The organism is Thalassospira xianhensis MCCC 1A02616 (assembly GCF_003326475.1).
Taxonomy (GTDB): domain Bacteria; phylum Pseudomonadota; class Alphaproteobacteria; order Rhodospirillales; family Thalassospiraceae; genus Thalassospira; species Thalassospira xianhensis.
Map to the genome: position 1 here is coordinate 20057 of NZ_JPWA01000003.1, position 12428 is coordinate 32484.

13 protein-coding genes are annotated in these 12428 nt (G+C 52.4%); 9 read left to right on the top strand and 4 right to left on the bottom strand.

Features of this window, described 5'->3' with window-relative positions:
• Nucleotides 1–235: 235 nt before the first annotated feature.
• The 9 genes from TH5_RS03800 (at nt 236) to TH5_RS03840 (ending at nt 8000) form a co-directional block, all read left to right on the top strand.
• Nucleotides 236–1177 (top strand): LysR family transcriptional regulator, encoded by a 942-nt coding sequence (locus TH5_RS03800; RefSeq protein WP_114120748.1) that lies wholly within the window; start codon nt 236–238, stop codon nt 1175–1177.
• 75 nt (nt 1178–1252) lie between these two features.
• Nucleotides 1253–2245: a UDP-glucose 4-epimerase GalE gene (galE, locus tag TH5_RS03805; protein WP_114120749.1), complete on the top strand. Its 993-nt coding sequence runs from the start codon at nt 1253–1255 to the stop codon at nt 2243–2245.
• A gap of 150 nt (nt 2246–2395) precedes the next feature.
• Nucleotides 2396–3235, top strand: coding sequence for a glycosyltransferase family 2 protein (locus tag TH5_RS03810; protein ID WP_114120750.1), 840 nt, complete (start codon nt 2396–2398; stop codon nt 3233–3235).
• 153 nt (nt 3236–3388) lie between these two features.
• Complete coding sequence (gene ppa, locus TH5_RS03815) at nt 3389–3913, top strand: inorganic diphosphatase (protein WP_062950116.1); 525 nt, start codon at nt 3389–3391, stop codon at nt 3911–3913.
• A gap of 377 nt (nt 3914–4290) precedes the next feature.
• A complete protein-coding gene (locus tag TH5_RS26135) occupies nt 4291–4464 on the top strand; it encodes a macro domain-containing protein (RefSeq protein WP_385970117.1) in 174 nt (57 codons plus the stop codon).
• 81 nt (nt 4465–4545) lie between these two features.
• On the top strand, nt 4546–5043 hold the full coding sequence (locus TH5_RS03825) for a L,D-transpeptidase family protein (RefSeq protein WP_244204812.1): 498 nt from the start codon (nt 4546–4548) through the stop codon (nt 5041–5043).
• 69 nt (nt 5044–5112) lie between these two features.
• Nucleotides 5113–6087, top strand: coding sequence for a DUF2333 family protein (locus TH5_RS03830; protein WP_114120752.1), 975 nt, complete (start codon nt 5113–5115; stop codon nt 6085–6087).
• Between the two features lie 162 nt (nt 6088–6249).
• Nucleotides 6250–6819 (top strand): NifU family protein, encoded by a 570-nt coding sequence (locus tag TH5_RS03835; RefSeq protein WP_114120753.1) that lies wholly within the window; start codon nt 6250–6252, stop codon nt 6817–6819.
• A 194-nt stretch (nt 6820–7013) separates the two neighbouring features.
• Nucleotides 7014–8000 carry a glucosaminidase domain-containing protein gene (locus tag TH5_RS03840; protein WP_114120754.1) on the top strand — a complete coding sequence of 329 codons (987 nt, stop codon included), beginning with the start codon at nt 7014–7016 and terminating at the stop codon, nt 7998–8000.
• Between the two features lie 77 nt (nt 8001–8077).
• Here the strand turns inward: TH5_RS03840 and TH5_RS03845 are convergent, their stop codons facing one another.
• The 4 genes from TH5_RS03845 to TH5_RS03860 form a co-directional block, all read right to left on the bottom strand.
• Nucleotides 8078–8539, bottom strand: coding sequence for a hypothetical protein (locus TH5_RS03845; RefSeq protein ID WP_114120755.1), 462 nt, complete (start codon nt 8537–8539; stop codon nt 8078–8080).
• A 102-nt stretch (nt 8540–8641) separates the two neighbouring features.
• Entirely contained in the window at nt 8642–9250 is a 609-nt protein-coding gene (locus tag TH5_RS03850) for a hypothetical protein (protein ID WP_147250046.1), read from the bottom strand.
• Nucleotides 9204–11471 (bottom strand): NADP-dependent malic enzyme, encoded by a 2268-nt coding sequence (locus TH5_RS03855; RefSeq protein ID WP_114120757.1) that lies wholly within the window; start codon nt 11469–11471, stop codon nt 9204–9206. The genes TH5_RS03850 and TH5_RS03855 overlap by 47 nt, the downstream gene beginning before the upstream one ends.
• Before the next feature lie 295 nt (nt 11472–11766).
• Nucleotides 11767–12264 (bottom strand): hypothetical protein, encoded by a 498-nt coding sequence (locus tag TH5_RS03860; RefSeq protein WP_007088542.1) that lies wholly within the window; start codon nt 12262–12264, stop codon nt 11767–11769.
• Nucleotides 12265–12428 lie beyond the last annotated feature (164 nt).

Sequence of the window (12428 nt, forward strand, 5' to 3'; positions counted from 1 at the left end):
CTGATCACTGAAGTAAAAAGGGGGTTTCCGACAGCGGGGAGACTGCTGCGGGGTGGCGCAAGGAGACTATCTATTGCTCAGCCGGAAACCCTTTTCATTCATCAGTGTGCCCGTAAAAATTGAAAAATACGAATGAGGACTTTTCAGCGATTGATGAGAATTTTTTGCCCCAAACCATCGTCAGGCCTGCTACACAGGAACGAACTACAAAAACCCTGTCCCACGGAAATGTTCGATGCGCCGCAAACTGCCCCCATTACGCGCGCTTGTCGCCTTTGAAGCCACCGCCCGCCATCAGAGTGTCAAGGCGGCAGCCGAAGAACTGCATGTCACGCAAAGTGCAATCAGTCATCAGCTCCGCCAGCTTGAAGAATGCCTCGGCGTCGTCCTGTTTGTCCGCAAGGGACGCGGTTTAAGTCTAACAAAATCGGCAATACAGCTACTGCCCCGCCTCACGGAGGCGCTTGACGGTATTGCCGACATCACCGGGGAAGTTGGCCCGGACAAGGGCAAGGCAATTCGGATCGGTGCGCTGGCAACCCCTGCCCTGACGGTTCTGCTTAACGAGCTTGGCGGTCTGCAGGCCCGCATGCCCTCAGACATCCCTGTCCAGTTTCGAAAAATCGAATTTGATGATGATCTCGATCCGCTCGAAATTGATATCGCGCTTCAGATCGCCCCAAAGGATTTACCAGGGCTCGATGGCTGGATCACGGAACTTTTGACACCCGAAATTTACAATGCTTTTGCTGCGCCGGAATGGCTGGAAAAGCGCGGGCTCGACCCCTGCAATATCGATGTCAGCTCACTGGGGCCGCGCGATATCCTGCTGATCGACAGCGATAGCGAACAATTTTCCCAGATTGCAAACTGGTTTGATCAGGCAACTTTCTCGCTCGATGATTGCTGGACCTTCAGCCATCACATCTGGGCACTCGAAGCCGCTCGCGCTGGTCAGGGGATCGTCGCCAGCACTGATGTCGTTGCGCGCAACTTTGTTGACCGCGGCGAACTGGTACCGCTTAATTTCCCCGATTTCGTATCGCACTGGTGGTACCGGCTACTCATACGCCCGGCTAGGGAAAAAGACCCTGCTGTAATCGCGACCGCCAACTGGATCCGCGAATTGATCAACCCGCATACGGCATCGCTGAAACGTAAAATGCTCAAGAAATAACCTAAGCATTCCCTTATATTTCTCCCGATGCCACCTAAACAATGCGCCGGGATATTGAAAAGAGCATCGGATTGTATGGAAAAAATACTGGTAACGGGCGGAGCCGGATATATCGGTTCCCATATTTGCTTGAAATTGCGCGAAAGCGGTTATCAACCTGTCGTTCTAGACAATCTGTCAAACGGTCATCGTGATGCACTCGCCAACGATATTCCCTTTGTTCGCGCGGACATTCGCGACCGCGCCGCTCTTGATGATACTTTCAAAACATTCCGGCCAACTGCGGTCATTCATATGGCTGCCTTGATTGAGGCGGGCCTTTCGATGGAAGAGCCAGCCAGTTTCTACGAAGTCAATACAGCCGGCTCCCTTAACCTGCTTGAAGCGATGCGGCAGCATGGATGTTGGCAAATCGTTTTTTCGTCAACCGCAGCCGTATATGGCAATACCAATCTGGAAATGCTTGACGAGACCCTGCCAGTTCGACCTGAAAATCCGTATGGTCGCTCAAAGGCGATGATCGAAACAATGCTCGCAGACTTTTGTTCAATATATGGCTTACGCGCCATTGCTCTGCGTTATTTCAATGCCGCCGGTGCCGATCCTGCTGGCCGTGCAGGTGAAAGGCACAATCCTGAAACACATCTTATCCCGTTGGCACTCTCGGCAGCTGCTAGACAGCGAAATGGTCTAAAAATATTCGGCAGCGATTATGACACGCCCGACGGAACCTGCATTCGTGATTACGTTCATGTTGATGATCTGGCTGCGGCCCATATCAGGGCTCTTGATTATCTGATCGCTCAGACGAATTCCTTTTTTGATATCGTGAATATCGGAACTGGAAAAGGTTGTTCCGTAAGTGACATCTTGTTGTTTTGCCAAGAAGTGACTGGTAGCAAATTTCCGATATCTACTACGGCACGTCGCCCCGGTGATCCGGCAAGGCTGGTTGCCAACCCGGCAAAGGCGAAATCATTATTAAACTGGACACCAAGATACGCAGACCCACGCGAAATGATTTCTCATGCATGGAGCTACTATTTTGACAACTCCGAAAAGTCATGAATGAACACAAATTGGTAACGTGTTCATGTGATATACGATTTTGTGAGTTACAACTTTTTTATAATTGACCAAACGGAGCGAAAATTGGCTCCTGCATCAAGAACCACCGGGAACACTGGTTCTATGCATTACTGTAATTGGGGGAATTACGTGCATAAGGTTTCTGTGATCGTTTCGACCTATAACTGGCCCGAAGCGCTTGAAATGGTTTTGCAATCGCTGATCGACCAGAAAGACAGCAATTTCGAGGTGATCGTGGCGGATGACGGGTCCGGTCCGGAAACAGCAACAACCATTGCCCGTTTGCAGCAAAAGTCTCCGGTACCAATCAAGCATTTCTGGCAGGAAGACATCGGTTATCGCCTGTCACGAGTCCGCAACGGCGCAATCAACCTCGCAGAAGGTGACATTATCGTCTTTACCGACGGTGATTGCTGCCTCATGCCAGATTTCGTATCAAGTCACAGGAAAGCAGCCGAACCGGGGTGTTTTGTCACAGGAAAACGCGTTTTCCTCAAGCGACGATTCACCAAATTGGTTATGGAAAAGCGCTTTGCATTCCATAAATGGCCTCGCGCCCTTCTGTTCATGCTGGGCCTTTCCGGGCAATGCAATCGCCCCTTTCAGTTCATGCCAATCCCGCAAAAGGATGAGAGTCTTTGGGCTCATCAAAATTGCTGGAAAAAAGCACAAGGCTGCAATATTGCGGCTTTTCGTCACGACATTCTGGCAATCGGTGGATTTGACGAAGCCTATGAAGGACACGGATTGGAAGATTCCGATTTTGTGTTGCGCATGATCCGGTCGGGAGTCAAACGAAAATCTGTCGAATACAGCGCACCGGTGCTTCACCTTTATCACGGACGGTCGATCGGGCAGCGACATGCGAACAAGTCAAATAACGGTACTTGTTTCAAAGAGCTTGAAGCAGATATTCACCGGTTCCAGCCAAGAAAAAGCGCGCTCATCCCGATTGCTGCTTCCGCATAAGGCTGTCGAACCGATACCGGCTCTTGGAACGGCGCAGATTTCGCGATAAAAGGGCCCCATAATTTATCGCACCCTCGAGAATCTCGGGTGTCAGTGCGTTGTCGTCACCCCGGAAACGGGCATTTTATCAAAGAATGAAAGGGATTTTCCCACATGGATCTCAGCAAGATTGCCGTTGGCAAAGATGTTCCCTGGGACGTTAACGTCGTCATCGAAATCCCTCAGGGCGGGCCGATCAAATACGAAGTCGACAAAGACTCCGGTGCTGTATTCGTTGACCGTTTCCTGCATACCTCGATGTATTACCCGGTCAATTACGGTTTCATCCCAAACACTCTTGGCCTTGACGGTGATCCGGTCGATGCCATGGTTATGTTCCGCGAGCCGGTCGTAGCTGGTTCGGTTATCCGCGCCCGTCCGATTGGCGTGCTGATGATGGAAGACGAAGCCGGTCAGGATGAAAAACTGATCTGCGTACCGCACGATAAAATCGATCCGTACTACACCGATATCAAATCCCACGAAGATCTGCCGCAAATTCTGCGTGATCAGATCCAGCATTTCTTCGAGCGTTACAAAGACCTAGAAAAAGGCAAATGGGTAAAGGTCACCGGTTGGGAAGGCGCTGAAAAAGCAGCCAAATTGATCGAAGAAGGTGTGACGCGTCTCGGCAAATAAGCCGGTTGATGTGTAATGGCTTTTACCGCCCCGCCCGGTTTTTCCGGTGCGGGGCGTCGTTATTTTGACATGCTCCTAAAAAAATGCATAATCTCAATTTGTTGGGGACCTACCGGGCAAAGGATTTGTTCCGTATCTATGTCTTCTGACAAGCAATCATATCGGGCTCCATCCTGTACGATACATATCGTCGAAGCCGATATTACCGGCCTTGAAGTCGATGCCATCGTAAATGCCGCGAACGAGACTCTTTTGCCCGGTAGAGATGTTTGTCGGGCCATATATCTTTCTATCGCGCCGGAACTAGCGCCTGTAAACCCTTGGCATCCTGATACCGGAATTCCGTTCTCCTTGCCCGGCAGAACGGGCTGCGATCCATTGCCTTTCCCGCCATTTTCACAGGTATCTTTGGCTATCCCGAGGACCTGGTCGCAAATATTACCGTATCAACCTTGCGTGGCCTAATTGCCGCTAAGACTGCGTTGCCACAAATTTACCTTTGTTGTTTTTCAACATCCTCCTGCGATTTTCTGCAAAACGCCCTGACATAAACACATAATGTATCCGGGATTTAGAGTTTCGAACCGATGCAAAGTAGCCTGCAAGTGCCTTCCCCATTCGAACCTATCGAGATGATTGTCTCGACAGATGGATTGCTGCACTTTGAAGACAGGGAATTTCGCTGTGCGCTTGGTAAAAATGGCGTGGTATCTTCCGATGCCAAGACTGAAGGAGACGGCAAAACTCCGGCAGGAATCTGGCGGTTGCATTATGTCATGTATCGTTCGGATCGTCGGCCTTGCCCGCACACCGATCTTCCGGTAACGACGATTTCCTTTTCAGACGGCTGGTGTGATGCTCCGGCCCATCCTAATTACAACCGACCTGTAAAGCTGCCATTTGATGCCAGCCACGAAAAGCTGTTTCGTGAAGACGGGCTTTACAACATCATTGTCGTGCTTGGGCACAATGACAATCCACCTGTCCCCGGCAAGGGTTCGGCAATTTTCATGCATATTGCCCGACCGGATTACAGTGGTACCGAGGGCTGCATCGCCCTATCAGAACACGATCTTGAAACCGTATTGTCGATGTGCACGGCCGAAAGCTATATCCGGATCGATATGTAAAATCATGGACTTGCCGTCACGGCAATGACACCCTAGTTTCATGCGGTAAGAAATTGACCGGGACGGATCATGATTGAAGACGATTATCTCTACAAAAAAGACGGCATTTCCGGCTTCGGAGCACGCATGAGAAGTGTTTTCGGATCGCGCAAGTTCTGGCTGCGTGGCCTTGCCGTTATTGTATTGGTTGCTGTCGTTTATTATCCGGTCGGCATGGCCGTCGTGCACAAGATTGATGATAATCCCGATTTTACAGGTAGCTATCAGGGTGGCAGTCATTCGGTCAGCACCGCGTCCGCCCTGATTGACCGGGAAATCAATCAGAACCGCTGGACAGCAAACGACCCCTTCTTCCTGCCAAGTGCCGCATTGGACAACATGCCGAACTTTCAGACCGGTATTGTCTATGCCCTGTCGCGCTTTGCCATTGAACTGTCCGATCAGATCGGTCGTACCCGCGGCTCCAGCCAGGTCGACCCGGATCTGGATGATGCCGCCGGTCTCCTGAAATTCCGCGGCGACAAATGGGTGTTTGATCCCAGCATATCCCTATTGCCCGGGGTTACCTCCGAACAGCAATACCGTCAGGCAATTTCAGCACTTGACCGTTACAACCAGCGCTTGGCAGACGGTCAGGCCGTTTTTGAACGCCGTGCCGACAATCTGCAGGAAACCCTGAATCGTTTTGCCAATGACCTTGGGTCCGCCTCGGCCCTGATTGATGATAAGGTCGAAGATCCGTCATTGTTTGATCGCACGGCAGATGACGTATTCTATGCCACCAAGGGGCGCCTTTACGCTTACAGCCTGATCCTGCGTGATCTGGGCACGGATTTCGAACAGGTCATCAATGAACGTCAGGTTGCACCGGCTTGGGCAGAAATGATCGGATCGCTTCAGGCCGCTGCTGCACTTGATCCGTTGGTAGTCGTCAACGGTTCCGCTGATGGCATTATTTTCCCCAATCATCTGGCGGGGCTTGGCTTTTACCTGCTTCGCGCCCGCACCCAGATGCGTGAAATCAGCTCTATCCTGCAGCGATAAAACTGGTTTCCTACCCCAGATATCAGATCACGAATACCTGAGTTGCGCACTCAGACTTGATCTTTTCCTGTTTTTGCCCCATTTAGGGCCTAACCAGACGAAATCGGGAACGCCGTGCGGGCAGGTTTTGCCCCGGCACCCAGAGTGAGAGGACAAGCCGACATGTTCATTCAAACCGAACCGACACCGAACCCGGCGACACTGAAATTCCTGCCCGGCGAGGACGTCATGGGCCGTCAGGGCACGGCCAACTTCACTGTAACCGATGCCGATGTGAAATCACCGCTGGCCCGAAAGCTGTTTGAAGTTGAAGGCATCACCGGGGTGTTCCTTGGCGGTGACTTCATCACCATCACCAAGGACGCTGCCAAAGACTGGCAGACACTGAAACCACAAATCCTTGGCGGTATCATGGAGCATTACACCTCCGGACAGCCGGTTCTTGATCAGAATTCCGGTGCCGCCACCGGTGCCAGCACCGCATCAGATGGAGATGATGAACTGGTCAGCCAGATCAAGGAACTGCTTGATACCCGCGTGCGTCCGGCCGTGGCACAGGATGGTGGCGATATCGTCTTCCACAAGTTCGAAGACGGCGTTGTCTTCCTTGAAATGCACGGCGCATGCTCCGGCTGCCCGAGCAGCACGGCGACCCTTAAAATGGGCATTGAAAACATGCTGCGTTATTACGTACCGGAAGTTCAGGCCGTAGAACCGGTCATGGCCGACTGATTTCCGATTCGCGAAAATTTTTTCCGCCCGGCGCGCACAAAACGCGATGCCGGGCGTTGTCATTCCGCGCCCAACGCAAACGTGGTTAAGGGAAAATTAACCTTTGTGATATTGCAGGTTGCGATTAAACCTGCGGACGGGCATAGATAACGGCTCTTTTGGAACCGACAGTTTTACTGATCTGGAGAAACATAATGAATAGCGCAAAAGAAGGCAGTTACCGTAAAATTGCGCTTGCTTCAGTGTTTGGAGCAGTAGGATTACTGTATGTTGGTATTATTGGCGGATGGGATGTGACCCCTTCCCCAAAAGGAATGAGCTTTGATGAAGTGGCTGCAACCACCGTTGCGCCGGAAAAGAAAAACGTCAAATCGCTCTACCGCCGTGATCCGGAAGTGATCGCGCTTAACCAATATTATCAAAGCATCGGTTACAGCCTGTCGGGTGTACAGGAAATTCCGCGCGTCTATATCAAACGCGTCCCGAAGGGCCTGCGGGATCTGGCATCGGTTGACGAACGCAAACAGATTTTCCTGCGTATCATGTTGCCTCTTTCTCTGCGTGTGAATGAGGAAATCATGGCACGTCGCGAACGCCTGATGGCCATCCAGAGCAAGAAATATTCCGGTGACCCGATCAGCTCGGCTGAAAAAGAATGGGTCGACCAGATGCTCAAGCGCTACCGCGTAACCGACGGTGGTGTGACTGCACTGCTTGAGCGCATCGATATCATTCCGCCATCGCTGATGCTTGCACAATCAGCGGAAGAAAGCGGCTGGGGCACCTCCCGGTTCGTGCGTAAGGGTAATGCCCTGTTCGGTCAGTGGGCCTGGGATGAAGAAGGCATCGTTCCCGAGGACCGTGCCGAAGGCAAAACCCATGTGATCAAGTCGTTCAACAGCCTGATCGATAGTGTTCGTGCCTATGCACGCAACATCAACTCGCATCCGGCATATGCCGAATTGCGGGCCGAGCGCGCCAAGCTTCGCGAAGGTGGTGAAGTGGTGCTTGGCTGGGACCTCGCAGATACCCTGACCAAATATTCCGAGCGCGGTTCAGAATATGTCGACTCGCTGCATGCGATCATGCGCGTAAACGGTCTGGAGGCATTTGACGGGATCGGGTTTGCATCCGGTGACATTCCGCCACCGCCAAATGTCCTGGCTCTGCTGTCAGACTGATTGCGCGGACCATGTAAGAAAGAAGGGACCGCGCATGAGCCGGTCCCTTTTTATATTTGCCGAAGGATATTGCGGATTTAAGGCCTGTAAATCCAGCCCTTCTCGGATTTTACCAGCCTGATTTCACTTTCGACGATACGTCGGTCACCGGCTTTGAAATCGCCTTCCTTCAAAGCCAGCATCTTGGTCTTCACGAGGTCGATCGCCTCGCTGACCGTATTGCCAACCGTATCAAGATCACCGGCCGACTTACCCTTTTCCGTCACATCATCTGCGAAATCGGCAATCGAACGATCAAATACCAGCTCGTAACGCACCATGACGGTCGTTTCATCATTTGCTTCTTTGATGCTGTTGGTCTTGGTCACATTTTCAACGTGGCCGACTTTGGCATACGGATCATCACGAAACCGTTCGATCACTGCTGTGGTGATTTCATCCCCGGTTGGCCCTTCCGTCGTCGCATCATCACAGGCAGACAATAACGCCAGCGACGGCAAAATCAGGAAAAATGCAAAAAAACGGTTGATGCGCTGCATCTATAAGTTCCTTGTACCTGAATGCGGTTTATGGCGCTGACCTATTACAGTCCGATGTGGCAGAAATCGGGTCAATATGCCGGTAACGAACCAGTATCAATGTCAGGGTTGCCCAACCCATTTCCCTTTTATCTTAACGAAATCGATCTCGCGGACCACGTTAAAGCGCTGACCTTTTTCAAATTCACCATAAAGACTGGTTAGCCCTGTCAATTCGACAGTTCCAATAATACCAAGATGATCCCGAAACCGTTCGCGTTCACCCCCGGAAACCGAACCCGGATCGGCCAATATGCGGATGGCTCGGGAGAAATCCATGTCAAACACAAGTTCATACCGAACCGATACCCGACTGCGATCACCGGCAATCGGTTCGATCCCCGAAATCGTGACATCTTCAAGATGCGATACTAACCCGATCAGGGTTTCTTCATGCGACTCTTTCAAGCTGGCTGTAACGATCTCCGGCAATGGCCCGGATTCATTGCAAGCAAACAGCATCAATAGAACGGCACAAAATCCGATGCGCCATCTGCGTATAAATTCCAACGTCTCGTTCCCACGATTAACGGTTGTTTTTTTGTTATATAACGGCCTCTTAAAGTAAAATGGCGGAGATTGCATCCGCAATTCCGCCATTTCAAAAATATTGTTTTGCTGAACTTTAGCCGTGTTCGGCCTCGTGTGCGGCCAATGCAGCCAGATTGACAAGGTCGTTGACCGTACTGCCCATCTGAGTGATCTGTGCCGGCTTCTCGAGCCCGATCATCACCGGACCAACAACCGTACCACCGCCGAGCTTATCCAGAAGCTTTGATGCTGTTGTCGCCGCATGAAGGGCCGGCATTACAAGCACGTTGGCCGGGCCGGAAAGGCGGCAGAATGGATAAAGCTTCAACAGTTCGGTATCAAGCGCCACATCCACCGCAATATCACCATCGAACTCAAAGTCGACATTGCTGCGCCCAAGTATGCCGACCGCCTCGCGAATACGGTCGGTATCAGCACTCCACGGGTTGCCAAACGTCGAATGCGATACCATTGCCACGCGTGGCTCGTGACCAAGCTGACGGGCTTTCTCGGCCGCCTGGATCGCAATCTCGGCAAGCTGCTCGGCATCGGGCATGTTATGCACGCGCGTATCGGCAATAAACACCGTCCGGCCTTTGGCAATTGCTATCGAAAGACCCATCGGGATTTCGCCCGGCTTGGCATCAATTACCGAACTGATATCGGTAAAGCTGCGATGGAAGTTGCGCGTCAATCCGGTAATCAGGCCATCCGCATCACCTTTTGCCACCATAACAGCAGCAAAAACGTTGCGCTTCTGGTTGACCATGCGCTGGCAATCACGCCACAGGAAGCCCTTGCGCTGCAGGCGGCCATACAAGAATTCGGCATATTCCTTGTTCTTGTGCGAAAGTGCCGCGTTGCTGATTTCAACACCCTCAAGGCTTTCAATGCCAAGCGATTTGGCCGATTCCGCAATCCGGTCCTCACGCCCGATCAGGATCGGGGTACCGTAACCGGAATTACGATACGCCACCGCTGCACGAATAACCGTTTCCTCTTCGCCCTCGGCAAAGGCGATACGTTTCGGATGCGCCCGTACATAGTCGGAAATCAGCTGAAGATGTGCCGCCGTCGGGTCAAGGCGACCGCGCAGTTGGTTTTCGTATTCGGCCATGTCAATGATCGGGCGACGTGCCACACCGCTATCCATCGCGGCCTGCGCAACGGCCTTGGGCACCGCGATGATCAAACGTGGGTCAAATGGTGCAGGAATGATATATTCCGGCCCATATTGCAGACGACGACCGGAATAAGCCGCTGCAACCTCGTCAGGTACATCTTCACGCGCCAATGACGCCACCGCATGCGCGGCGGCAATTTTCATGTCTTCGTTGATTGTTGATGCCTGAACATCAAGAGCACCGCGGAAGATATAGGGGAAGCCGAGTACGTTGTTGATCTGGTTGGCATAGTCCGAACGACCGGTTGCACAGATAGCGTCATTGCGGATAGCAGCGACTTCTTCCGGGCTGATTTCGGGATCCGGGTTTGCCATGGCAAAGATAATCGGCTGTTTGGCCATGCTTTTGACCATGGCTGCGGTAACCGCGCCCTTGACCGACAGGCCAAAGAACGCATCCGCCCCGTCCATCGCTTCTTCCAACGTGCGGGCATCTGTTTCGGCCGCGTGCGCCGATTTCCACTGGTTCATGCCGTCTTCGCGGCCCTTGTAAATCACCCCGCGCGAATCGCACATGATGACGTTATCGGGTGTAACCCCCATGCTTTTGACCAGTTCGCAACATGCAATCGCCGCCGCACCGGCACCGTTGATCACAAGCTTGATGTCTTTAAGCTCGCGCCCTGTCAGGTCGCAGGCATTGATCAGACCGGATGCGGCAATGATCGCCGTACCGTGCTGGTCGTCATGGAAGACCGGAATATCCATCAGTTCGCGCAGGCGTTGCTCGATGATGAAGCATTCCGGGGCCTTGATGTCTTCAAGGTTGATCCCGCCGAACGACGCGCCAAGGAAGCGCACGCAATTGACGAACTCGTCAACATCCTCAGTCGACACTTCAAGGTCCAGCCCGTCAACATCAGCAAAACGCTTGAACAGGACCGCCTTGCCTTCCATTACCGGCTTGGATGCCAGCGCACCCAGATTGCCAAGCCCCAGAACGGCCGTACCATTCGAGATCACGGCGACGATATTGCCCTTGGACGTATAGTCATAGGCCGTCGCCGGATTCTTGGCGATTTCGAGGCATGGCACCGCCACACCTGGTGAATATGCAAGTGAAAGATCGCGCTGTGTGGTCAGCGGCTTCGACGGAGTAATTTCGATTTTTCCGGGGCGGCCACTTGAATGAAACAGCAGCGCTTCACGGTCACGAACCTTGATTTCTGAATCTGACATATATTTTCACTGACGCTTGCGTGGTGGATTGGAAAGCGGTGAGAACCTGTAAACTTTAATCCGGCAATCAGGTGTGGAGCCGTCATGCCGGACCGCTCAATAAATCAGGCTTCTGGCCCGGGGTCAAAGGCGACGTTAACGGCAACCGCAAAATTACGTAGCGTTTTCCGTATGTTGCAGCGCATCATATGTCAACCGGACATAAGAAAGGCGATCATTTCTGATCGCCTTTAACGTTTTAGCAAACCATGTCCGTCATTCCGAAAAATGCAAATACGCACTCAAAATCAAGGAATTATCCCTGATGAAGATGAATGTTTTCCGCACCGTGCTTTTTCAGAATCGCGGTCGCCTTGGCTTCTGCATCATCCTTGTCGGGATCAATCCGCACCCACAGGATCACCGACCCGGCATTGATCGCGCGGGCGAAATCTTCGGTATGCGGGGTTGATGTAACTTCCTCGATAAATTCGCGAAGCGCCACGGCGCCAACGCCCGCACCAACCGCAAGCGCCACCGGCGCGGTTGCCGCCCCGCCAAACAGTGCAATCGCCCCCGATGCCACCAAGGGCACCTCGTATTTTGCTTCACCAACCAGCGCGGTCAGCACATCGGACCAGGACCGGCCATCCGACCCGGCAACATCAATTGATTCATGGGAACTTAAAACCGACAGGTCCGTGCGCGAAAATCCGCTATCGCGCAATTCCCGAACCGCGGCATCAAAGCCGTCTTTTGTATCAAATAATCCAACCAGTTCCGGTGCCTGACGGGTCGCTTGGTCTGCTGCCATCTTCTTATCTCCTTGGTCACTGGTCAAAGGGCGGCAAATCGGCGATGATCGCGCTACTTTGCAGCCTGCGTATCTTAACATATTTTACAGAAAATCAGGCATTGCAATGGCATAGGTCAAAAACTGCTCCCAGGCCGTTTCATCCCCTCGTCAATGCCTTCAGG